This is a genomic window from Hymenobacter taeanensis (genome assembly GCF_013137895.1).
In the GTDB taxonomy this organism is placed as follows: Bacteria; Bacteroidota; Bacteroidia; order Cytophagales; family Hymenobacteraceae; genus Hymenobacter; species Hymenobacter taeanensis.
Window position 1 is genome coordinate 2549470 of record NZ_CP053538.1, and the last position, 23452, is coordinate 2572921.

Annotated in this window: 21 protein-coding genes; 12 read left to right on the forward strand and 9 right to left on the reverse strand. The window is 57.1% G+C overall.

Going from position 1 to position 23452, the window contains the following annotated elements; all coding sequences use genetic code 11:
- Positions 1–35 precede the first annotated feature (35 nt).
- The 5 genes from HMJ29_RS10880 to rfbD all read left to right on the forward strand — a co-directional run bounded on the left by HMJ29_RS10880 (position 36) and on the right by rfbD (position 4584).
- Positions 36–1301, forward strand: a complete 1266-nt coding sequence (locus HMJ29_RS10880; RefSeq protein ID WP_171591505.1) for a putative DNA modification/repair radical SAM protein — start codon at positions 36–38, stop codon at positions 1299–1301.
- Between the two features lie 132 nt (positions 1302–1433).
- Positions 1434–1619 (forward strand): hypothetical protein, encoded by a 186-nt coding sequence (locus HMJ29_RS10885; RefSeq protein WP_171591506.1) that lies wholly within the window; start codon positions 1434–1436, stop codon positions 1617–1619.
- 51 nt (positions 1620–1670) lie between these two features.
- Positions 1671–2555 carry an alpha/beta fold hydrolase gene (locus tag HMJ29_RS10890; protein ID WP_171591507.1) on the forward strand — a complete coding sequence of 295 codons (885 nt, stop codon included), beginning with the start codon at positions 1671–1673 and terminating at the stop codon, positions 2553–2555.
- Positions 2556–2565: 10 nt separating this feature from the next.
- Entirely contained in the window at positions 2566–3498 is a 933-nt protein-coding gene (locus HMJ29_RS10895) for a TIGR03915 family putative DNA repair protein (RefSeq protein WP_171591508.1), read from the forward strand.
- A 228-nt stretch (positions 3499–3726) separates the two neighbouring features.
- Positions 3727–4584, forward strand: coding sequence for a dTDP-4-dehydrorhamnose reductase (gene rfbD / locus HMJ29_RS10900; RefSeq protein ID WP_171591509.1), 858 nt, complete (start codon positions 3727–3729; stop codon positions 4582–4584).
- Between the two features lie 107 nt (positions 4585–4691).
- Here rfbD and HMJ29_RS10905 read toward each other — a convergent pair whose 3' ends face one another.
- From HMJ29_RS10905 to HMJ29_RS10915, 3 genes are all read right to left on the reverse strand, one after another.
- A complete protein-coding gene (locus tag HMJ29_RS10905) occupies positions 4692–5774 on the reverse strand; it encodes a fatty acid desaturase family protein (protein WP_171591510.1) in 1083 nt (360 codons plus the stop codon).
- 315 nt (positions 5775–6089) lie between these two features.
- Complete coding sequence (locus HMJ29_RS10910; protein WP_244679318.1) at positions 6090–7325, reverse strand: MFS transporter; 1236 nt, start codon at positions 7323–7325, stop codon at positions 6090–6092.
- A gap of 138 nt (positions 7326–7463) precedes the next feature.
- A complete protein-coding gene (locus HMJ29_RS10915) occupies positions 7464–8390 on the reverse strand; it encodes an AraC family transcriptional regulator (protein ID WP_171591511.1) in 927 nt (308 codons plus the stop codon).
- Positions 8391–8569: 179 nt separating this feature from the next.
- Here HMJ29_RS10915 and HMJ29_RS10920 point away from each other — a divergent pair, with 179 nt between their 5' ends.
- The 4 genes from HMJ29_RS10920 to HMJ29_RS10935 all read left to right on the forward strand — a co-directional run bounded on the left by HMJ29_RS10920 (position 8570) and on the right by HMJ29_RS10935 (position 12172).
- Complete coding sequence (locus tag HMJ29_RS10920) at positions 8570–10096, forward strand: aldehyde dehydrogenase family protein (protein ID WP_171591512.1); 1527 nt, start codon at positions 8570–8572, stop codon at positions 10094–10096.
- A gap of 149 nt (positions 10097–10245) precedes the next feature.
- Positions 10246–10524, forward strand: a complete 279-nt coding sequence (locus tag HMJ29_RS10925; RefSeq protein WP_171591513.1) for a hypothetical protein — start codon at positions 10246–10248, stop codon at positions 10522–10524.
- Between the two features lie 152 nt (positions 10525–10676).
- The gene (locus HMJ29_RS10930; RefSeq protein WP_171591514.1) at positions 10677–11084 is read left to right on the forward strand and encodes a DUF779 domain-containing protein; all 408 of its coding nucleotides are present in this window, start codon (positions 10677–10679) and stop codon (positions 11082–11084) included.
- 188 nt (positions 11085–11272) lie between these two features.
- A complete protein-coding gene (locus HMJ29_RS10935; RefSeq protein ID WP_171591515.1) occupies positions 11273–12172 on the forward strand; it encodes a manganese catalase in 900 nt (299 codons plus the stop codon).
- A 118-nt stretch (positions 12173–12290) separates the two neighbouring features.
- Here HMJ29_RS10935 and HMJ29_RS10940 read toward each other — a convergent pair whose 3' ends face one another.
- Positions 12291–12752 carry a YybH family protein gene (locus tag HMJ29_RS10940; protein WP_171591516.1) on the reverse strand — a complete coding sequence of 154 codons (462 nt, stop codon included), beginning with the start codon at positions 12750–12752 and terminating at the stop codon, positions 12291–12293.
- Positions 12753–12858: 106 nt separating this feature from the next.
- A complete protein-coding gene (locus HMJ29_RS10945; protein WP_171591517.1) occupies positions 12859–13392 on the reverse strand; it encodes a YMGG-like glycine zipper-containing protein in 534 nt (177 codons plus the stop codon).
- A 184-nt stretch (positions 13393–13576) separates the two neighbouring features.
- Between HMJ29_RS10945 and HMJ29_RS10950 the strand changes: the two genes are divergently transcribed.
- Both HMJ29_RS10950 and HMJ29_RS10955 read left to right on the forward strand, forming a co-directional pair.
- Positions 13577–13891, forward strand: a complete 315-nt coding sequence (locus HMJ29_RS10950; protein ID WP_171591518.1) for a hypothetical protein — start codon at positions 13577–13579, stop codon at positions 13889–13891.
- Between the two features lie 266 nt (positions 13892–14157).
- Positions 14158–15870 carry an OmpA family protein gene (locus HMJ29_RS10955; protein WP_171591519.1) on the forward strand — a complete coding sequence of 571 codons (1713 nt, stop codon included), beginning with the start codon at positions 14158–14160 and terminating at the stop codon, positions 15868–15870.
- 223 nt (positions 15871–16093) lie between these two features.
- On the opposite strand, the gene HMJ29_RS10960 is transcribed toward HMJ29_RS10955, so the two are convergent.
- A complete protein-coding gene (locus HMJ29_RS10960; protein WP_171591520.1) occupies positions 16094–16966 on the reverse strand; it encodes an EamA family transporter in 873 nt (290 codons plus the stop codon).
- Between the two features lie 339 nt (positions 16967–17305).
- On the opposite strand from HMJ29_RS10960, the gene HMJ29_RS10965 reads away from it, so the two are divergent.
- Complete coding sequence (locus tag HMJ29_RS10965; RefSeq protein WP_171591521.1) at positions 17306–17770, forward strand: hypothetical protein; 465 nt, start codon at positions 17306–17308, stop codon at positions 17768–17770.
- A 53-nt stretch (positions 17771–17823) separates the two neighbouring features.
- Here HMJ29_RS10965 and HMJ29_RS10970 read toward each other — a convergent pair whose 3' ends face one another.
- From HMJ29_RS10970 to HMJ29_RS10980, 3 genes are all read right to left on the reverse strand, one after another.
- Positions 17824–18741 carry an alpha/beta hydrolase gene (locus HMJ29_RS10970; RefSeq protein WP_171591522.1) on the reverse strand — a complete coding sequence of 306 codons (918 nt, stop codon included), beginning with the start codon at positions 18739–18741 and terminating at the stop codon, positions 17824–17826.
- Positions 18742–18841: 100 nt separating this feature from the next.
- Positions 18842–22069, reverse strand: coding sequence for an efflux RND transporter permease subunit (locus HMJ29_RS10975; protein ID WP_171591523.1), 3228 nt, complete (start codon positions 22067–22069; stop codon positions 18842–18844).
- 199 nt (positions 22070–22268) lie between these two features.
- Entirely contained in the window at positions 22269–23414 is a 1146-nt protein-coding gene (locus HMJ29_RS10980) for an efflux RND transporter periplasmic adaptor subunit (RefSeq protein ID WP_171591524.1), read from the reverse strand.
- Between the last annotated feature and the right edge of the window lie 38 nt (positions 23415–23452).

Sequence of the window (23452 nt, forward strand, 5' to 3'; positions counted from 1 at the left end):
CAAGCTGCTATTTTTAAGCCGACAAACCGCCCCGTATGAACGAGCGTATCCAGGAAAAGCTAAGTATTTTGGCAGATGCCGCGAAGTACGATGTATCGTGCTCTAGCAGCGGCGGAAAGCGCAAAAACGAGAACAAGGGCCTGGGCAATGCTGAAGGCATGGGCATCTGCCACAGCTATACCGAGGACGGTCGTTGCGTGAGCCTGCTGAAAATCCTGCTCACCAATCACTGTATTTTCGATTGCGCCTACTGCGTGTCAAGAAAGAGCAACGATGTAAAGCGCGCCGCCTTTACCGTGGAGGAAGTGGTGGACCTGACCATGAACTTCTACCGCCGCAACTACATTGAGGGGTTGTTCCTGAGCAGTGGCATTTTCTCCTCGCCCGATTATACGATGGAGCGCCTCGTGCGCATCATTAAGAAGCTGCGCACCGAGCATAATTTCAATGGCTACATTCACGTGAAAGCCATTCCGGGTGCTTCGGAGGAGTTGATTCAGGAAGCCGGCTTGTACGCCGACCGCCTGAGCGTGAATATTGAGCTGCCTTCGGAGATGAGCCTCACGGCACTGGCTCCTGAGAAGAACTACCAGGAAATTCTGACGCCCATGGCGCAGATCCGCGACGGCATTCAGCAGAATAAGGAGGAAAAGGCCTTGTTTAAGAAGGTGCCCCAGTTTGCCACGGCTGGCCAGAGCACTCAGCTTATTGTAGGGGCCTCCGCCGAGAATGACCACCAGATCATTCAGCTCACTGACTCGCTGTACAAAGGCTATGGATTGAAGCGAGTGTACTACTCAGGCTACATCCCCGTGACCGACGATGCCCGCCTGCCCCAGCTCACGCAGCCGCCCCTTATTAGGGAGCACCGCCTCTACCAGACCGATTGGCTCATGCGCTTCTACGGCTTCCAGGCCGATGAAATTCTGGACCCTGAGCATCCTTTCCTCGACCTGGAGGTAGACCCCAAGCTGGCCTGGGCCCTACGCAACCGCCACGTGTTCCCGGTAGATATTAATACCGCCGACTACGAGATGATTCTGCGCATTCCGGGGGTGGGTGCCCGTTCTGCCAAGCGCATTGTAGCCGCTCGCCGGTTTGCCCCAATCACCCTCGACCACCTGCAGAAATTTGGCGTGGTACTCAAGCGTGCCCGCTATTTTATTACGTGCCGCGGTCAGGCCCTGGAAAAGCGCGACTACGATGAGCAGACTATCCGTCGCCAGATTCTGTTTGGAGCCGGCTCAGTACGCTCAGCGCTGGTTACGCAGCAGCTAGATCTGTTTGCCCAAGCCAGCTGACCTACTGAGCGGTGAGCTACAGAAGGAGGTGGCAGCAGCGCCGCCTAGCTGCAGATGGCTACATATTAAACAGTATCCCAACCTTATACAACCATACCACCAACCTAGTAGCCATCCTCAACCACTAACACCATGACTATCTCTCATCGCGCCGCCGACGCGTCGGCCGCCACTGCTGAAGCCGCTAAACCTATGAAAGTAGCCCGGATTGCCTGCTGCTGTAAGCTTGCTGATTTACTCCCGATAGTGCAGCAATTGCACCAGGAAGCTGCCCGGGCGCATGCCGCCAAGCGGGGCCAGCGCTCAGAGGCAGCCTAGAAACTGCCCGTGGCGGGCAACCTCCGTTCCGGGGAAGTGGTAGGAGAGAGGGTGACTTATGAACTTGAGTATACCTTCGTCCGCACCAATGGCATTTCCCTGCATGTGGTGCAGTGCGGCCCGGCAGAGGGGCCCCTGGTAGTTTTGCTGCACGGCTTTCCGGAGTTTTGGTATGGCTGGCGCCACCAGATAGAGGCGCTGGCTGCCGCGGGCTACCGCGTGTGGGTCCCCGACCAGCGCGGCTACAACCTCTCCGACAAACCCCCGCGGGTGCACGACTACCAGATAGAGCAGCTAGGAGCTGATGTTTTGGGTTTGCTTGATGCCGCCGGCGAGCAGCAAGCTTTTGTGGTCGGGCATGACTGGGGGGCGGCCGTAACGTGGTGGCTGGCGGGGCATCACCCGGAGCGACTAAAACGCGTGGCTATCCTGAACGTGCCGCACCCAGCGGTGCTAGGCCAGGCACTGCGCCACACACCCCGTCAACTGGCTAAGAGCTGGTATATTTTCTTTTTTCAGCTGCCTTGGTTACCTGAGCAGCTGTTTCGGCGGCGCCAGTTTCAGTTTGGGCGCCGGGCCCTGCGGGGCACCAGCCGCATTAACACCTTCACCCGCGAAGACCTTAAGCAGTACGTGGCAGCCTGGGCCCGGCCCGGGGCTCTTACTGGCATGATTAATTGGTACCGAGCGGCTTTCCGAAAGGCCCGGCGCGTAGGCCAGGTAAGGCGCATTGCCATTCCAGTCCGCATTCTGTGGGGCCGCCAAGATGCTTTTCTGGAACCCAAGCTGGCGGAGCTAAGCGTAGGCCAGTGCGACAATGCCGAGCTGATGTACTTTGACAAGGCCACTCACTGGCTGCACCAGGAAGAGCCCACTGCCGTGAATAAACTCTTGCTTGACTTTCTGGCGGCGGAGCCTGCTTCCTCACTTTCCTGATTTATCCTCTATGAGCCGTTCCCTCACGCCACCCCGTCGTTCTAGCACTTCGGCTCCTGTTGCCACTGGAGGTGCCAGTACCCGTGCCCGGGTTGCGGCCCTCAGCAACCCGCCGCTAGATTACGTGTACGATGGCTCGTTTGAAGGGCTGCTTTCAGTGCTGTTTGCCATTTACGACCGCAAAGCAGCGCCCAACACCATTCAGCCACTGGGCACGGTGCAGGGTGGCCTCTTCGCACAGCCCGTGGAGATTGAAACGGATGAAGCTACCGCCGCCCGAGTCTGGGAGGGCCTGTTGCGGCACATGGACCAGGAGGCTCGCACCCGCCTATTTCATGTGTTCCTGAGTGAACAGCCTGATCGGGAGCTACTTGTTTTCCGCTACGCTGACTTAGCCATGCGCACCGGCCGCGACATCTCCGACAATTATACTGATGAGAATGTGCGCCGCGTAGCCCACATTGCCCAGCAGATGTACCGTGAGAAGCACCGTATGGAGGCTTTTGTGCGCTTTGAGAAAACCAGCGACGAGCTGTTTCACGCCACCATCGAGCCCGACTTTGACGTGCTGCCGCTCATTGCTCCCCATTTCACTAAGCGCTACGCCGACCAGCGCTGGCTGATATTTGACAAACGCCGCCGCTACGGCCTCTACTACGACCTCACGCGCACTGATGTGGTAGAGTTTGAAACCACCGCGCCCCAGCGCAACACCGATATTTCCGCCACTGTGCTCGATGAGCGGGAGCCCTTATTCAAGCTGCTCTGGCAGTCCTACTTCGACCACGTAAATATTCCGGAGCGCAAGAACATGAAGCTGCACCGCCGCCACATGCCTTTGCGCTACTGGCGTTACCTCAGCGAAAAGCAGCCCCGGGAGCAACGCTTCGAGCCCATCAAAAATAAACGCCCACCCGGCGGCCAATCGGCTCTGGGCAAGTAGCTGCAGTAGGCAGAAGCGGGCTACAGCAGGGAGGAGTTTACGTAACCCAGGGCACTGGCCTAGAAGAAGGCCAACCACAAGCATAACAGCGAGAGAGGGATTTTGGTGGTTGGACGATAAGCGAAAACCCTAAATTGCGGCCGCAACTACAGCAGGTGGCCGTGTTATGCGTATAGTCGCCTGCGCCGTTGGCTTAAACCCAACGCATACCTTACATCTCTTCGCAGTATGAGTAAAATAATCGTTTTTGGTGCATCTGGTCAGTTGGGGCAGTGCCTGCAGCACGTAGCAAAGGAAAAAGGCATTACCGATATTGTATTTCTGCCGGAAGAGCAGGCCAACATTTTGAAGCCGGAGGTGCTCCAAGCGGCTTTTGCTGAACACCAACCCGCGTATTGCATCAATTGCGCTGCCTATACCGCCGTTGATAAAGCGGAAGATGAAGTTGAGCTAGCCCGCCAAATCAACCGTGATGGGGTGGCCAACCTCAGCAAGCTGTGCGGAGAGTTTGGCACCACGCTCATCCAGATTTCCACTGATTTCGTGTTTGCCGGCACCGGCAACGAGCCCCTGACGGAGACTGATGAGGCTGAGCCTATCAGTGTATACGGCCTCACAAAACTGGAGGGCGAGCAGGTCATTTCAGAATACACAGAGCAGTTCTTCATCCTGCGCACCAGCTGGCTTTATTCTGAGTATGCCAACAACTTCGTGAAAACCATGCTCAAGTATGGCCGCGAGCGGGACGAGATGAAGGTTATCTGGGACCAGGTAGGCACACCCACCTACGCCATTGACCTGGCAGACTGCATTCTTACCATCACTGAAACCCAGAACCAGCAGTACGGCATCTATCACTACAGCAACGAGGGCCTGACCTCGTGGTATGACTTCGCCAAGGCCATTTTTGAGCTGAGCAATACTACCGTCCGAACGCTGCCCATCCGCACCGCTGAGTACCCCACTAAGGCTACCCGCCCAGCGTACTCCGTAATGGACAAGTCAAAAGCTAAAACGCAGCTAGGCGTATCTATCCCGCACTGGCGCGACAGCTTGGAAGTGTGCATCAGCCGCTTAGAGGCGTAGCGTAGTGTAATACTTAGCCCAAAGCAACAGCGCTGGCCACATGGCCGGCGCTGTTGCTTTGGGCTAAGCAGTAGAGGCCTGGTGAAGCTTCAGGAAACAGGGTTTTTTTAAGCTGTGCGGCCCATCTGGTGCAGTATCCGGTAGTGAGAGCGAAGCGCCGAAAGGAAAGAAGGGTTTTCCAGGTATGGAAGCTTAAACTCAAGCGCCGTTTGCTGCACAATCTTAGACAGGGCCGGGTAGTGAATGTGGCAGATGCGCGGAAAAAGGTGGTGCTCAATTTGCCGGTTGAGGCCGCCACACAAGAAGCTGGCAATGGCGCTACGTGGGGCAAAGTTGGCCGTGGTCCGGAGCTGGTGTACCGCCCAGGCCTCCTGCACGTCGCCGGTTTCGTCGGGTAAGGGGAATGCGGTGCCTTCTACCACGTGGGCAAGTTGAAACACCAGGCCTAGCACCAGTCCTTCTACCAGGTGTAGGGTTAGAAAGCCGATGATAAACTGCCACCAGGTAATATCCAGCACCACCAATGGCAGTGCAATGAACAGCAGGTAGTATAGCGCCTTATATGCAAACAGGTTCACGTACTCCTTGCGGGGGTGATTGAGGGTAGGATGCTGCCCAATCTTGGGCCGGAAAAACTTGATGTAGTCTTTGCGCAGCACCCAGGATAAGGACGCTAGGCCGTACAGCGGGAAGGCATACAGGTGCTGAAAGCGCTGCCAGGGCCGCAGGGGCTCTTCTTCTGACAACCGAACCAACCCCGGCGCCACCTCAATGTCTTCATCATGGCCAGGAATGTTGGTGTAGGTGTGGTGCACGATGTTGTGCGTAATCGTCCACACGTAGGGGTTGGCACCAATCAGGTTGAAGAGCAGGCTGAATACCTTGTTTACCCGCTTATTGGCCGAGTAGGCGCCGTGCAGGGCATCGTGGCAAATATTGAAGCCAATGAAAGCACAACAGGCACCCAGCAGCCCCGCCATGCCCAGCGTAACCCAAGGGCCAAACTGCCCCGAAATAATCAGGCTGTAAAGCCCGGCAAAAGCCGCCAGGAAAAAGATGGTTTTAGCCCACATGGCCCCATTGGCGTGCCTGGAAAGCTCCTGGCTGTGGAAATACACATCAACCCGCTCGCGCACGGTGGCGAAGAATGTAGAGCGGTTGGTGTTGACAAATTTGAGGGGTCTGGTCATCAAGTACAGTGCTGCGCTAAAGCAATGCGCACTGCCTTGGCCATGTGAAGAAGGGTAAATGTATTGGTTCTAACCCCAACAGTAACTGGAAAGGTCCGGTAGGGCGTGCAATTGTAAAATTACCTGGGTTCTCTATTATCGTTTTAGGCTGGCTAGTGGGAGTTACGAATGAGTTTTGAACGTAATTCCGGTAGCAGAAAAGTTTGGTTCACAGGCCTTGTAGGCCTATTTCCAGCAACGCCCCGGCGGTGTAGCCGAGGTGTTGTTACGTAAAAGAATGGCTGATTCTCGTTTTTCTCAACCAGGGCAGCCTCTCTAAGCCACTACACCAATTGCAGCACGCCCGTAAAAGCGGTTGGCCAGGTAAGCCAGCACCACAAAGCCCAGGCCTACGCCACACACGCCCGTCCAGTGGAAGTGGTCCCAGGCAATGCCGCCCAAGAAGGAGCCCAGAGATGCCCCAATGAAGCAGGCCGTCATGTATACGGTGTTGAGGCGGCTGCGGGCTTCCGGGCGCAGCGTAAAAATGCGGGCCTGGTTGGAAATGTGCGTCATCTGCTGACCGATGTCGAGGATGATTACCCCCACAATGAGGCCCAGCAGATAATACCCTCCGAAGCCCAGCAACAGATAAGCACTCAGAAACAAGAGTATCCCGAGGTTGAGGGCGTAGTCGGCGCCTTTACGGTCGGCGCTTTTACCGGCAAACGACGCGGCAAAGGCCCCGCTGGCCCCAATAAGCCCAAAAAGGCCCGCTATGTCGCTACCGTAACCGTAAGCGTCGCTTTCCAGGAAAAACACCAGGGTAGTCCAGAAGGCGCTGAAGCCCGCAAACATGCACGCGCCCACCAGGGCTGAGCGGCGCAGCACCGGCAGCTCCGTCGTGAGCGTACCCAACGACTTCAATAGGCTGCCGTAGCTACCCGCAAACTGGGGCTGGTTGCGCGGCAGCATGCGGGCCAGAATAGCCGTAAGCACCACCATTACGCTGGCGCCGGCCCAAAACATAGTGCGCCAGCCAAAGTGGGCACCCACGTAGCCGCTGATGGTGCGCGAGAGCAGAATACCAATCAGTAGGCCACTCATTACCTTGCCCACTACCCGGCCCCGCTCCTCGTCGCTGGCCAGGGAAGCAGCCATGGGAATCAGGAGCTGCGGCACCGCCGAGAAAATACCGATGAGCAAGCTGGCCGCCGCGAGCAGCGCAAACGTGGGGGCAAAGGCCGCACCGGCCATGCACACCGCCGCGCACAGCAGCAGCACCAAGGTCAGGCCTTTGCGCTCCCGCTTATCACCCAGCGGTACCACAAACAACAGGCCTAGCGTGTAGCCAACCTGCGTGATGGTAGCCACCAGACTAACGTTGCTTTCTGACAAGCCAAACGTGCGGCCAATTTCGGCCAGCAGGGGCTGGTTATAGTAAATATTTGCTACCACCAGTCCGCAGGTAATGGCCATGAGCCAAACCAATGCCGGAGCCAGGGGAGCGGGAGAGTCAGGACGTACGTCCTCTATCACGGGCTGAACTTCAGCCGTTGCTACTTCTTTCATGAGGCAAGTAAGAGGCACTGCGAAAAGAGCAATGGCCTATGTGGCCTCAGGTAACAGGTTTTTGACCCAGAAGGTTATAGCCGGCTGCACTATAGTGGCCTAGCCCGGGCTGGCTGGTGAGGCAGCTGAGAGCCTGCGCTATACGCCGTACTGCTTTTTGTACAGCCCGGGCGTCACGCCCTCGTATTGCTTAAACAGCTTCTGAAAGTAAGCGGTGTTGTTGAACCCAGCCCGGAAGCAGACATCGGTTACGGTGGAAAGGGGGATACGGAGTAGGCGTTTGGCCTCAGCGAGGCGCTCCTGAATGATGTACTCAACGGGGGTGAGACCTAGCTCGCGCTTGAACACGCGGAAGAAGGTGGCTTTGCTCATACAGGCCAGCTCGCTGAGCTTTTCCACGGTGAGCTGCTCGGTGAGGTGCTGCTTGATGTACTGCACCACGTGCGCGAAGCGGTGGGAGGTAAGGTGCTGGGCGTAGTTATGGAAGAGCAACTGCCGGGCCTGGGTTTGCATCAGGCGCACCAGCATTTCCTGAATGGTAAAACCCGCCAGCACATCCTTCGCGCGGCCCGTGTCGCGGGAGAGCTGCACGAGGCGCTCCAGGGTGCCGGTAAGCTCGGGCGTGTTCCGGAAGTGGGCGTGCTCGGTGGTATCAAGCTGCCAGGGTAAGTGTTCCTCGGCGCGGGGGTACTGCTCGTTGAGCAGGTCAACGGTTTGCCGGATGGTGTCAGTAGAGATGGCCACGGCCAGGCACTGCGTGGGGCGGGCTTCGTCGGCTTCGGGGAAGTCAATCACCATGGTTTGGTTTTCCCCCACTATCACCGACTCGCCGGGCAGGTACTCAAAGGCGGGCTGCCCGGTCAGGTGCATTACCTTCTTGCCGCGCAGCATAGTGGTGAGTACCAGGTTGCCCATGCTTAGCGGCACGCGGTGGGCCGTTTGGTGCGTTTCAAACACGTTCAGCTCAAAAGCTTCCAGTGAGTATACCGTGCGGTTTTCCACGAGAGTGGTGAGCTGCTCAGGGTGGTGCAGCGCAATAGGAGCGGGCAGGTGAGAGGTAGGCATGGGCTGTTCTTGAAACGTTCTTGCCAAAGTAAGCGCACTGAGAATACAAGATAGTGAGTCATCACTTACAGTACCATCAGATTGCGACTATAGGCGGCTTTTGTGCGACGATAGGTGAACCGTAGGTCGGAATAAGAAACCTAGCTTGGACTATCCAAAACCTACAGTCTTACTAGCCCATGGAAACCCTAGAAAAACCCACCACTCTCGTTGATCGGCCCAAGTTCAAGTCTCACTACGACAACTTCATCGGCGGCAAGTGGGTGGCTCCGGTGAAAGGTCAGTACTTCGAAAACCCTTCGCCCATCGATGGGCAAGCCTTCTGTAAAGTAGCCCGCAGCACCAAGGAAGATATTGAGCTGGCTCTGGATGCGGCGCACAAAGCCTTTGAAACCTGGAAGCATTCATCGGCCACCACGCGCAGCAACATGCTCATGAAGATTGCCGACGTGATTGAGCAGAATCTGCAGCACCTGGCCGCCGTGGAGTGCGTGGAGAACGGCAAAGCCATCCGCGAAACCCTTAACGCCGACCTCCCGCTGGTGGTAGACCACTTCCGGTATTTCGCCAGCGTTATTCGGGCCGAAGAAGGCTCTGCTACCGAGCTGAACGAAACGACACTGTCGATGAACATCAACGAGCCCTTGGGCGTGGTAGGCCAGATCATTCCCTGGAACTTCCCGCTGCTGATGGCTACCTGGAAGCTGGCCCCGGCCCTGGCCGCGGGCTGCTGCGTGGTAATGAAGCCCGCCGAGCAGACGCCCGCCTCCATTATGGTGCTCATGGAGCTGATTCAGGACCTGCTGCCACCCGGCGTGGTAAACGTGGTGAATGGTTTCGGGTTGGAAGCCGGCAAGCCCCTGGCCTCGTCGCCGCGCATTCAGAAGGTGTCGTTTACGGGCGAAACCACCACGGGCCGCCTGATTATGCAGTACGCCTCCGAAAATATCATTCCCGTGACGATGGAGCTGGGCGGCAAGTCGCCGAACATCTTCTTCAAATCAGTAATGGATGCCGACGACGACTTCCTGGATAAAGCCATTGAAGGTGCCGTGATGTTTGCCCTCAACCAAGGCGAAATCTGCACCTGCCCCTCCCGTATGCTGGTGCACGAAGATATTTACGACGAGCTGATGCCCCGCGTTATTGAGCGCGTGAAAGCTATCAGGCTGGGTAACCCGCTGGATATGGAAACCATGATGGGTGCCCAGGCCAGCAACGATCAGTTCGAGAAAATCCTGAGTTACCTGGAGATTGGCAAGGCCGAAGGCGCCGAGGTGCTGACCGGCGGCGACGCCTACCAGCAGGAAGACGGGGCCCTGGCCGAGGGCTATTACATTCAGCCTACCGTGTTCCGGGGCCACAACAAAATGCGCATCTTCCAAGAAGAAATCTTTGGGCCGGTGCTGTCGGTGACTACCTTCAACACCACCGAGGAGGCCATTGCCATTGCCAATGATACCCTCTACGGTCTAGGCGCCGGCGTCTGGACCCGCGATGCCCACGAGCTGTACCAAGTGCCCCGCGCTATTCAGGCCGGCCGCGTGTGGGTGAACTGCTACCACGACTATCCCGCGGGTGCCCCATTCGGCGGCTACAAATCGTCGGGCTTCGGGCGCGAGAACCACAAGATGATGCTCTCGCACTACCGCCAGAACAAGAATATGCTCATCAGCTACAGCCAGCAGAAGCTCGGCTTCTTCTAGGCCAGTAACCGCCAGGGGCCCTGGAAAGAACAACGTCTCATTACTGCAGAGTGGTGAGACGTTGTTTCATTTACTTGAGGAATAGCAACTTGCTGCGGTGTAGTGCGTCTTTATTTAAAGAATCCTTTATCCCAGCTAGTATGCATCCTATGCAGTTAGCCGCAATAATCACCGGGCTTAGCAGCCTAACCAGCCTAGCTGCCCACGCGCAAAAATTGCCGGTGCCAGGCCAGAAAAATCCCGACTGGAAGCTGCAAAAGACGGAAGAGCTGTTCACTGCTGAATTGCTAGCCCCGCAGCCCAGGCCAGTGCCCATGCCCTCGCCTAAAACCAGCGGTGGCACCCTCGACAGTGCTGGCAACTGGCACATATGGTATGACCCCGAGCATAATGTTCGGTACAACCTTGAAGAGCAGAAACGCGGGTAGGTGCGAGTGCAGAATCTGGAAACTGGCACCGTCTACACCTATCAACGGGCCCCTAACCGAAGCGGGAAGCTCAAATAAAAGTCAGAGTGGCCTACGCATTAGCCGCTGGTGCAACCCACCTGCCCCCTCCCCTAAAAACTCCGACCTCTCATATGACCACTGAACCCACCCCACGTGTGCTGGTTACAGCCGCTGCCGAAGCTACCATTGACCTGCTGCGCGACGAGCACGGCCCCCTCATGTTTCACCAGAGCGGCGGCTGCTGTGATGGGTCTTCGCCTATGTGCTTTGCCGCTGGCGAGTTTAGGGTAGGCGGTAACGATGTGTGGCTAGGCCAGATTCACGGCTGCGACTTCTTTATGAGCGCCTCTCAGTTTGAATATTGGAAGCACACCCAACTCACCGTCGACGTGACCAAGGGCCGGGGCGCCAGCTTCTCCCTGGAGATTCCGCTGGGGGTGCGGTTTCTGATTCGCTCGCGCCTGTTTACCGAGGAAGAGGCCACGAACATGGCCCCGGTATATGATGGGGAAGAATACCAAGATCGGCCGGGAGCGTAGTAGCTAGTGCTGGATTAATAGCTGAGCTTGTGGTAGTATATACGGAGGCGAAACCGTATAAGCACGTAATAAAACCCGTATTTTCTCCCTGGTAAAAAGGGTGGAGGAGGGCGTATAGCTATAAGGCGGCTACTGGTAATTAGCAGTGGCCTATCTACTTATTCTTTCACCTATCACCTTACCACCTCATGTTTTATCACGACCGAGAACTCCAGTACAAAGTTCGGGTAGACAAGCCCAACCCTGCTTTCGCCCGTATGCTGCAGCAAGCTATTGGCGGCATTGAAGGCGAAATTAGAGTGTGTTTGCAATACATGTTTCAGGCCTGGGGCGCCCGTGGCCCGGTGAAATACCGCGACATGCTGCTGGAAACCGGCACCGAGGAGATTTCGCACATCGAGATGCTGGCTACTGCCGTGGCGCTAAACCTGGAAGGTGCGCCAACCAGCCTGAAAGATGAGTTTGCCAAGGATAAAGTAGTTGGCGCGGTGCTGGGCGGCATGGACCCGCGCCACATTCTGTCGTCGGGTATGGCGGCCATGGCCGTTGACTCTAACGGGGTGCCCTTCAACGGTTCCTGGGTAGTGGGCAGCGGCAACCTGGCCGCCGATATGTACGCCAACGTAATGGCCGAAAGCACCGGCCGGGTGCTGGCTACCCGCCTGTGGGAAATGACCGACGACCCCGGCATGAAAGACATGCTCGCCTTCCTGATTGCCCGCGATACTATGCACCAAAACCAGTGGCTGGCCGTGCTGGAAGAGTTGGGCGGCACCAAGGGCATACACCCAATCCCCAACTCATTCCCGCAAAGTGAGGAAGTAAAAGACTTCAACTACGCCTTCGTGAGCACCTACATCGGCGACAAAACCACCGAAGGAGGCCGCTGGATTTCGGGTACTTCCATTGATGGCAAAGGAGAGTTCCACCTGAAGAAGGCGGCCCCGCTCGGTGGCGAGCCTAAACTGGCACCTCCCGTGCCTGAGGGCCACGCTCAAAAAGAGCAGATGACCGCTGCCGGCTCCGTGCTTGGCAAGGTTACCGATAAAGTAAAAGGCACCGCCAGCGGCAGCGCTAAGTCTAAGTAGTAGGTTGTAGAACCACTCTTAGCTGTTGCCTACACAACACAAAGGCCCTGGCAAGTGCTGCCGGGGCCTTTGTGTTGTGTAGGCAACCACAACTGAAGTAACGCCACCAAATGTGAGGCTAGCGGACCTTCACGGGCAAGCCTTCCAGCTGCACGTAGCTGAGTTTCCAGCTGTTGTTCTTTTGCTTTTTCCAGAGCAGGATAAAGTTGCCTTCACCTTCACCGTGGGGCTGGCCGGGTGCCTCGGGCAGCACATCCGTAGAGAACGTGCCAGCCTCGTAGGCGATATTATCCCCAGAACCCGTGCTGGTGGTGTAGGTCTTCAGGTCGGAGATGGTGCCCATGGTGGCACGCACCCACTTGTCTGATACTTCTGATTTGCCGTTGAAGCGCGTTTCGCCCTGGGCGTACTGCACGTCGTCGGCGAGCAGCGTATCGAGCGCCGCCGTGTTTTTAGCGTTCCAGGCACCAATAAACTGCTGGTTGAGGGTTTGCACATTTACAGCGGTGGCATCGGTTTTCGGGCCAGAGCAAGAGGCCAGCAGGGCGCCCCCTAACAGGAGGCCAAGAAAGGGTTTCATGGGAACAGGGGTTTGGTAAGAGAGCAGAACGAGCTAAGGAAATACTAAGTAACACAAAGCCCAGGTACTATGACCTGGGCTCTGGGCACGCAAATTAAAAGAATGATTACCAGCTCTTACGACGCACCTCCGAAGAAGGGTAAGCAGCATCACGCTGACCGTAAGCGGTGTTGGGCAGATAAGCAGAGTTCATGGCAAACGTGCTAGGAGCACCGGCAGCCGCGAAGCTGTTCATCATGGCGGGAGCAGCGGCAGCAGCCGGAGCGGCCGTTACGGGAGCAGCAGCTACGGCCGTATTGGCTTTGCTACGAGCGGCGCCTTTGGCTAGGCCCTGGCGGTAAGCGGCAGCACGCTGCTGCTCAGCCCGGCGGGCGGCGGCTACACGAGCAGCTTCGGCCCGGCGCTTGTTATCAGCATTGCGGCCGATAACGTAGCCTATGCCACCCCCGGCGGCACCACCTACTGCGCCACCTACCACGCGGTTTTTCTTGTTGATAAGCGCACCTGCGGCCGCACCACCGATACCGCCAATTACGGCGCCTTTAGCACTTGAGCTGATTTTATGCTGTGCTTGCGCATAACCACTGAAGATAGTGGTGAACAGAATCACAAAGGCGAAAATTACACTGACCTTTTTCATGACTAAAAACTTTAGGGTTCAGGAGGCTTGCGTTTAACTACGAGAAGAACATTTGCAAGCACCATGCCAATACGCAAGGTCTGGGGCGGAGGTTAAGGCGGAAAGCCCCAGGAATACTGTTGCGCTAGGCCACTGCAAAAGCTCCGTTTAAACTCCTGGGAGGCAATAAGGCGTATAGCGCCTTATGAATGATCAGCTGCTGCTCCGAGTACGAGAAAGTATTGGCCTTACGGGGTTAGGCGTGCTACTATTCCCCGCCTCAAAAACTCCCGAGTTAACGGGTTTTGCCTTACACACCGCTCTGCAGATCCGCCTGCGCCACCCGAGCGGCCTGGAGGAAAGCACCATTGCCACCGTAGAGGAAGTAGCGCGCCCAGGTCATACTCACGAAGACGAGGGTACCACAGAGCGCGTGCTGCTGCTTACGCAGGAAGCCGCCTCCGCTCCGCCCACCGGAACCGAGGTATGGTGGACCGGCGCGGAAGTGGACTTCTGGTAAATCATGAATGGCCTTCCTAAGCATACAATTCGGCGCTTTAACAGGAAGACAGAGATAAGGGCAGTTATTTAAAATATGATAATTTTTAGTTTTGACTGTCTTTTATAGTAGCTGAATTTCTGAGCGTATTAGCTTGGTAGTGAGTATAATTATGTGATAAAGGCTTGGAAAGGGCCATGAAGCCAGCTTATTAAAATTTGATTTTTAAGAACGGGCAAGTAGGACTATCTTGCTGCTTCGGAAGAACGGCTCTAGGCCACCCTGTGATGAAGAAACGGTTACTTACTTTCCAAATTCTGGTACTTCTGTTAGCTATGCAAGTGGTGGCCTCGCTGCCCAGCCTGGCTCAGACCGCGGAGCGCCGCACCAGCGTTGGAATTAACACCAGCGTGCTGCAATACAAAGGCGACTTTGGCTCTGAATACTGGAAGTTTGATAGCCAGCAATACGCGCCCGGCGTAGCCCTGAACCAGTACCTGACGCGTGGCCTAGACCTAAACCTACAGTTGTTTTATGGGCAGCTTTCGGGCCCGGTTACGCCCACGGCGCGTTTCACTACTACATTACTCAATACCAATGTTGCCTTCAAGGCGAAGCTTGCTAACGGTTGGGCGCTGAAGGAAAGCTTTCCGGTGCAGCCGTACCTGCTGGCCGGGGGCGGCTGGACGTTTGCCACCCGCGCCGCCGAGCCCGATAGCAACCGATTCGAGGAAAATCATAGCTACCTGGATGTAATGGTAGGAGCAGGTATCAATTTGCGCCTGGGGCGAAGCGTAAGCCTGTTTGTACAAAGCAGCCAGCACATGCCCATGGGGGCCAACCTGGATGGCTCCCGGGAAGAGCGGACGCCCCGGTGGTCAGACCGGTTTCTGCAGCATACGGTAGGCCTTACGTTTAACCTGGGCCAGTTGCCCGACGCCGACGAGGATGGGGTGCCCGATGCGAAGGATAAATGCCCCAATACCTCCCGCGATGTAGAAGTAGATGAACACGGCTGCCCCCTCGACGATGATGAGGATGGCGTGCCAAACTACCAGGACCAGTGCCCCGACCAGGCCGGCACAGCCGCCACCAACGGCTGCCCCGACTCTGACAATGATGGCGTAGACGATACCGACGACGTGTGCCCCGAGGTGCCAGGCAAACCCGAGCTGCGAGGCTGCCCCGACACCGATAACGACGGCATTACGGATCAGGAAGATAAATGCCCTGATACGCCCACCGGCGCAGACGTGGATGGTACTGGCTGCCCCCTGGCACCCGTACCCGCCCCGGCCACCGTAGAGGATACAGACAATGATGGCGTGCCTAACACCCTTGACCGCTGCCCCGACCACGCCGGACCAGCCGCCAACCAAGGCTGCCCCGAGGTGAATGCCGCCACCCGGCGCCGGCTGCAGGAGGCTACCAAGCTGATTGGTTTCGAGCTAAATAAGGCTACGCTCCTGCAGGCCTCTTACCCAACCCTGGATACGCTGGCCCGCATTCTCACCGAGTACCCTGACTACTCCCTCAGCATAGCCGGCCATACCGACAGCCGCGGTCCGGCTGCCTTCAACCTGCGCCTCTCGCGGGAGCGAGCCGCCGTTGCGGGTGCTTACCTACTCTCGCGAGGGGTGGCTGAAATCCGGGTGGAGCTACGGGGCTATGGGGCCCAGCACCCCCTGGCTACCAACGATACTGAAGCGGGCCGCATGCAGAACCGCCGCGTAGAGTTTGACCTGTACCTGACCGGCGACCCCAGTGCGGCCCAGGTAAAGTACGGCGCCGAGCCAACGGTGGCTCCGGTGGCTCCAGCCAAGGCTAGCAAAGCTACTCCCGCTAAAAAAGGCGCAGCTGCTAAACGGCCATCTGTAAAAGCCCCGGCAAAAAAGCGACCTGCTGGCAAGCCTACTACTGCCACCCCAGCGAGCAACGCCACAAGTGCCCGAAAGGCAACGCCCAAAACCGCTTCACCAGCTCCAGCTAAACGCAAGTAGTTGCTTGTAGATTGGTACTTTAGTTCTAGGCCTATGCTGCTGACTGGGTCAACGGCATAGGCCTAGTGCTTTCAGCCCTGGTGCGACAGGGCTCAATGAGTAAAAGAGGAGAGCCTGTGGTGTTACTGCTGCCAGTTGCGTAGTTAATTGCACCATTTTGGTTGCGGGCAAGTAGGAGTAGTGGGTGTAACCTTAGGCTGTGAACAAGCCTGGGCATCAATACTTACTCGTTGGCTACGGCTGTGTGCGTTGGGGTAGAGGTGAGAGTAGCGCCTGCGCTGGCCACTACAATAAGCCCTACCGCCAACCACTGGTTGCGCGTAAGATGCTCATTGAGCAAGAGCCAGCCAGAAAAAGCCGCAGCTACGGGCTCCAGACTCATCAGGATGCTAAAAGTGCGGGTAGGCATTGATTTCAGCGCCTGCATTTCCAGCGTGAAAGGGAGTACGCTGGAGAATACCGCCAGTAAGCTGCCCAACAGGAGCCAGTGTGGGGTAACAGTAGCCAGCTGCCCACTACCTATTCCGAAGGGCAGAATAAGCAGCGCCGCCACTACCATACCTACGGTTACTGCTACGGGGCCGGGCAGCAAGGCTGCTGCTCGCTGGCTCAACACAATATAGATGGCCCAGGCAGCACCGGCGGCCAGGGCAAACACGAGGCCTAGCATATCAATGCCGTGCCCGCTCCAGGGGGCAATCAGGGCAATGCCTGCCCCGGCCAGCACCACCCAAATTACATCTGACCAGCGGCGTGAGCCAGTTAGAGCCAGCACCAGGGGCCCCACAAACTCCAGGGTTACCGCCAGCCCCAACGGAATGCGCGCCAGGGCGCAGTAAAACAGAAAATTCATGCTGCCCAACGCGAGGCCATAAGGCACTACGGCGCGCCACTGCGGCCGCTGCAATTGACCCAACCGGGGGCGTACCACCAGCAACAGCAGCAACGCCGAGAAGCCGATACGCACGCTGGCCGTACCCGCCGCGCCCAGCACCGGAAACAAGCCTTTGGCAATGGCCGCCCCACCCTGCACGCTCACAATAGAAAGTAACACGGCAGGCAGCGGGGGCAGCGTAAAGCGGCGAGAAGTAGGCATCAACCTGAGCAGCTAGAGGGTGTTTTATTACGCAAAAGTGGCGAAGGGCAAGCCACGGTATTGCAGCCACCTGAAATAAACCAGCAGAAAAGCGCTAACTCAGTTGCACAGCCCAATGAAAACCTGCTTAGGGTAAGCCGCTAAGCCAGAAGTGCCTTGAGGCTACTTAGTAGAAAACCAGGGTTGTCTTTTCAAGAGCTTTACCAGTACCTTAGGCTAGGTGGATGTAAAGCGTTTAAGTAGTAAAAGAACGTCCTGCTGAGCATGCTCAGCATCAAACCCTTTGCGCGTGCTGTCCACAAAGCCCAGGAGGCATAAGAGTTTAGTATATCAGTAGCTATGTATTCAAATAACCAGCCGGCCATCAACTTAACAGGCGAAATGGCAGCTCAGGAACCTGAGGAAGTTCTGTGGGGAATAGAGGGCCCGACCACTGAGGCTGCCCACCCTGGTAAACGCGATAAACTAGCCGTTAAGCTGGTTTATACCGCTTCCAAACTGCAACCCTTGGTAGAGCTGCTTGATAGAATTCAGCCGCACCTAGAGAATGATTCTATTTTTAGCTCGCGCCGGGAAAAAATCAAGGCGCAGGTAGCCATTGTGCACGCGCAACTCCGCTCCGATAGGCCTAGGAGGCAAGCCGTAGTGGAGGCTTTTCATACGATGAGTGAGTTTGTGCGCGAGGAGTCCCGGGAGATTACCCGCGACGAGGCCAAGGAGTCGGCGAAGCGGTTTGTAGTGGCTACTCTCAAAAACGCCCCTTCCCTTATCAGTGCGGCCAGCCAAGCGGGGCTGCTTTCCTAGGCGCCCCACATCGGCTGGAGTTGAACAGCCAGCCGATGTGGGGCGCCAGGCCACTATTTCAGCCAACCGCCCGCGTCAAGCCAGTTCTGCAGGCGGTCGGTCCAGTTGTCTTTGGTAGTCTTGTTGTTCATGCCAAAGCCGTGGCCGCCCTGGGGGTACAAATGCATTTCTACCGGCACCTTGTGGTGTAAGCAGGCTGCATAAAACACTAGAGCGTTCTGCACTTTCACAACGTTGTCGTCTTGGGCATGGACTAGAAAGGTGGGCGGCGTTTGAGCCGTTACCTGTAGCTCGTTGGAGTAAAGCCGGGTTTGCTCGGCAGTAGGCTTGTCCCCGATGAGGTTATCTCGGGAGCCCTTGTGCATCAGGCTATCCGAGAGGCTGATGACGGGGTAGATGAGCATAAGAAAATCGGGACGCACGGAGGTCTGGTCTTTCGTGTCACCGACTGGCCTAGCGAAGTGGGTACCCGCCGTAGAGGCAAGGTGGCCGCCCGCCGAGAAGCCCATCAGGCCTATGCGGGCAGGGTTGATGGCGTATTCGCTTGCCTTTTGCCGTACCAGCCGGATAGCTTGTTGGGCATCGAGCAGCGGCGTAATGGACTTGTCAGTTTGGCTTGCACTGAGTGGTAAACGGTACTTCAGCACGAAAGCCGTAATGCCCATTACGTTAAACCGCCGGGCTACATCATGGCCTTCGTGGTCCATGGCCAGCATAGCGTAGCCGCCGCCGGGGCAAACAATAACCGCCGTACCGTTGGGTTTGGCCGCCTTATACACCGTAAGAGTAGGCTGTACTACCTGCGAAATGCGAGGGCTGCCATCGGGCCTCTTCGTAACGGCCTCTGTCGTTTGGCTCGGTTTAGAGTTTGGTACAGCACCTGAATAGAGGGGAATAACGGGTTGGGTTTGGGCGTGCGTGAAGGTCACGGTAGTCAGGCAGGTGAAAAAGAGAAGAACTAGTTTGCGCATAGAAGGAGGGTAGGAGGTAAGTTTTGGCGCTAATGTAAATAAGAACGTCATGCCGACTAAGGTAGCAGCATGACGTTCAGTATGAGTGAGCTAGAGTGTCCTAGGCGGGGCTGGGGGCCGCTGAGTGGTCACCTTCGCCGGCGCCTTCTTCTTTCGGGCCGCCGTGTTCCTCGTCGGGCTTGTAGTTGGCTTCCAGCTCAGCCAGCTTCTCTTTACCGTAGGCAAAGCGCGTGATGAGCACGTACAGCACCGGCACAATAAAGATAGCCAGCAGCGTAGCCGAGAGCATACCCCCGAGTACCGTCCAGCCAATAGTCTGGCGGCTTTGCGCACCGGCACCAGAGGCGAATACCAAGGGTAGTACGCCCAAGATGAAAGCCAGCGAGGTCATCACGATGGGGCGCAGGCGCAGGCGTACGGCTTCCAGGGTAGCTTCTACCAGTGGCATGCCTTTATCAACCCGCTCTTTTGCGAATTCAATGATCAGAATGGCGTTTTTAGCCGATAAACCAATCAGCGTAATCAGACCAATCTGGGCGTACACGTTGTTGGTGAGCTTGGGCAGAAAAATGAGGGCCAGAATAGCCCCAAATGCCCCAAGCGGCACGGCCAGCAGCACCGAGAACGGCACCGACCAGCTTTCGTACAAAGCCGCCAGGAACAGGAACACAAACGCCAGCGACAGGCCAAAGATGTACACCGTTTGGCCACCAGCCAGCAATTCCTCGCGGGTCAGGCCTGAGAACTCAAACCCGTAGCCGGCAGGCAATGACTGCGCGGCCGTTTCCTGCAGCGCCTTGATGGCGTCGCCGGAGCTGTAGCCGGGGGCGGCGTTGCCGTTGATTTCCGCTGACCGGAACAGGTTGTAGTGTGAGATAAGCGGCGCCGACTCAGTGCGCTGATAGCTGGTAACGGTGCTCAGCGGCACCATACCGCCGGAGCTGTTGCGCACGTAGTACTGGCCTAGGTTGCTGATGTCGGCGCGGTACATGGAGTCGGCCTGGGTTACGACCCTAAAGTTGCGGCCGTACACTGTAAAGTCGTTTACATAAGCGCTACCCAGGTAAGTGCGCAGCGAAGTGCCGATATCGGAAATAGATACGCCCAGCTTCTTGGCCTTCTCCCGATCAATGGTGAGCTGGTAGCCGGGGGTGTTGGCGGTGAAGAAGGAGAACGGAGCCGCAATTTCGGGCCGCTTCCGCAGGGCCCCCAGGAAGTTCTGAAGTTGGGCATCGAAGTTCTGAATGTCGCCACCGGCCTCACGCTCCTGGAGCACAAAGCTGAAGCCACCGGTGTTGCCCAGGCCCGGAATAGCCGGGGGCGAAATCACGACGATGTTGGCTTCCCGCAACCGGCTCAAGCGCTGCTGCACCTGGGCAATTAAGCTCTGCAGCTGCAGCTCCTTGTCTTGGCGGTCTTCCCAGGGCTCAAGCTGGCAGAATACGGTGCCGCTGTTTGACTTGGAGGAGAAGTTTACCGCGTTCAGACCCCCGAGGCCCGCGTAGTGCCGAATGCCTTTGATCTGGCTCAGCTCCTTCATTACCTCCTTCAGGGTATTCACCGTGCGCTCCGTAGAAGACGCCTCGGGTAGGTTGAAGGTAACAATGATGCGGCCCTCGTCTTCGGTCGGGATAAAGCCACCGGGCTTCTTGGCAAACAGCAGGCCCGTGCCCGCCACAATACAGATCAGAATAACTACTACAAACCGAGAGTGCTTGATGCCGCGCTGCACCCCGTTGCCGTACTTAGAAGTTACCTTGTCGAACCACCGGTTGAACTTAAAGAAGAGCTTATCCAGGCCCTTTGACTTCTCATCGCGCTTGTGGGGTTTGAGCAGCAGCACGCACAAGGCCGGCGTGAGCGACAAGGCCACGAAGGCTGAGATAATCACGGAAATGGCAATGGTGATGGCAAACTGCTGATATAGGCGCCCGGTAATGCCCGGAATGAAACCTACCGGTACGAATACAGCAGCCAGAATCAGGGCAATGGCAATAACCGGCGCTGAAATCTCGCGCATGGCGGCCAGCGTGGCCTCCAGTGGGTTCAGGCCCCGTTCATTCATGTTGTGCTCCACGGCTTCCACCACCACAATGGCATCATCCACCACAATACCAATGGCCAGCACAAACCCGAACATGGTAAGCGTGTTGATGGTAAAGCCCAGCGGGATAAACATGATGAACGTGCCGATAATGGACACCGGAATGGCCAGCACCGGGATAAGCGTGGAGCGCCAGCTCTGCAGGAACAGGAACACCACAATGATTACCAGTACCAGGGCTTCTACCAGCGTGTGCAGCACTTCTTCAATTGACACCTTTACCACGGAGGCAGCTTCAAACGGCACCACGTAGGCCAGGTCGGCCGGGAACTGCTTTTTGAGCTGCTCCATGGTGTTGTTTACGTTCTCGAAGGTCTCCAGGGCGTTGGCGCCCGGCGCCTGATATACCAGCAGGTACGCGGCCCGCTTGCCATCCACAAAGGAGTTGCTGGCGTAGTTGAACTTGCCCAGCTCTACGCGGGCTACATCCTTCAAATACACCACGGAGCCATCCTGAGGGCGGGTTTTTACTATTATGTTGCCAAACTCCTCGGTGTCGGTGAGGCGGCCTTTCACGAACACGATGTACTCAAACGTCTGGCCCCGCTGGGCCGGCGGCGCCCCAATAGAGCCGGCAGCAATCTGGGCGTTTTGCTCCTGTATAGCAGCCGTTACGTCCTGGCTGGTAATGCCCAGCTGGGAGAGCTTATCGGGGTTGAGCCATACGCGCATAGAGAAGTCATCGGCGCGCGACACGATATCACCCACCCCTTTGGTGCGCAGCAGGGCGTCTTTGATAAATACGTTGGCGTAGTTATCGAGGAAAGTGGTGTTGTGCGTGCCTTTAGGCGCGTACAGCGCCACCAGCATCAGAATGCTGGGGTTCCGCTTACGTACCACCAGACCCAGGCGCTGCACCTCCTGGGGCAGCGTGGGCAAGGCAATACCCACGCGGTTCTGCACGTCGAGGGCGGCAATGTTAATGTCGGTGCCTACCTCAAAGTTTACCGTCATGCTCATCTGCCCATTGCTGGTGCTGTTGCTCTGCAGGTAAGTCATGCCGGGGGTGCCGTTTACCTGCACCTCCACGGGGGTGGCCACCGTTTGCTCCACGGTTTGGGCATCGGCGCCGGTGTATGTACCGCTTACTGATACCGTGGGCGGCGTAATTTCCGGATACTGGCCTACGGGCAAGTTCAGGATGGCCAGCACCCCCACCATCACAATCACCAGAGAGGTGACAATGGCGGTAACGGGGCGCCGGATAAAGGTTTCTGCAATCATATAGCTGAGCGGTTAGCTGATACGCTTATTTAGCCAGAGGTAGGGCTTGGTACTTTCCCCAGAGTTGAGCAGGAGAGAGGAAAGCTGATGAGGTGGCCTAGGGCGAACGGTAGGTTCAACCCCTGGTTTTCCTTTGTTTCATAGCCCTTTCAGAGAGCGGGCTCCCATCTGCTGGCTGGTTTTAAGTATCAGCGAATGGTTATTTGGCGGCACCACTTTGAGCCGCGGCCTGAGCAGGAGTGCCCACCTGAATCTTGCCCCCATCGCGGAGGCGCTGCAACCCCTCGGTTACTACCTGGTCGCCGGCCTTAATACCTTCCATCACCACAATCTGGTCGCGCAGGCGCGGACCCAGCTGCACTTTGTGCTGGTAGGCCTTGCTGCTGTCGCCGGCCACAAAGATGAAGTTCTCGCCCATTTGCTCCACCACGGCCTTATACGGCACCACCACCCGGCGGCCCGACTGGCGGTTGAGCACGCGCAGTACGGTGCTCATGCCATCTTTGAGCTGGCGTTGGGGGTTAGCAAACTGCACCCTGATCTGCACGGTACCGGTTTGCTGGTCTACGCCCCGGTCAATGGCGAGAATCTTCCCTACCAGGCCGTACGGTGTGCCGTCGGGGAGCACCAACCGGAAGGTAGAGTCAGAGGGGCTCGGAGACTGGCGCTGCAAGCTGATAAAGCGGTTCAGATCGGCGGCGGTAACAACGAAATCAACCCCCATGGGGTCTTCTCCGCTGATGGTGTTAAGCAGGGTAGTACCTGGGCTAACCTGAGAGCCCAGGCGCACCTGCGAGATACCAATACGGCCCGTGAAAGGCGCGTTGATAAGGGAGTAATCAAGATCGGTGCGGGCGGCTGCCACGTTGGCCTGAGCCACGCCTACCTGGGCCTGAGCCGTGGCGTAGTTCGTGCGGGCGTTGTCTACAATCTGGCGGGCCACGGCGTCCTGCTCCAGCAACCGCTCGTAGCGATTCAGGTTTACCTGAGCGTTTTGCACCAACGCCTGCGTGCTGCGTAGGCCTGCCAGGGCCTGCTGGTACGCGGCCTGGTATTTCCGGCGGTCAATCTCGTAGAGCTTTTTGCCCTTTTGCACTACATCACCTTCCTTGAAGTAGATGCCGGTAATGAAGCCCGCCACCTGACTGCGCAGCTCCACATTGTTGATGGCCATTACGGTGGCTGGGTACTCATCGTAATACACGGCGTCGGTGGCCTTGGCCTCTACCAGCGTTACGGGCGTGGCCGGCGGCGGACCGGCCGCTTTTTCATCTTCTTTTTTGCCGCAGCTAGTCCCGGCAAACAGGCCAGCGACGCACGAAAGGGCAAGTAGGGTCTTTTTCATGAGGGCTTAGATAGTAGAGCTAAGGGCTTAGAAGGAGC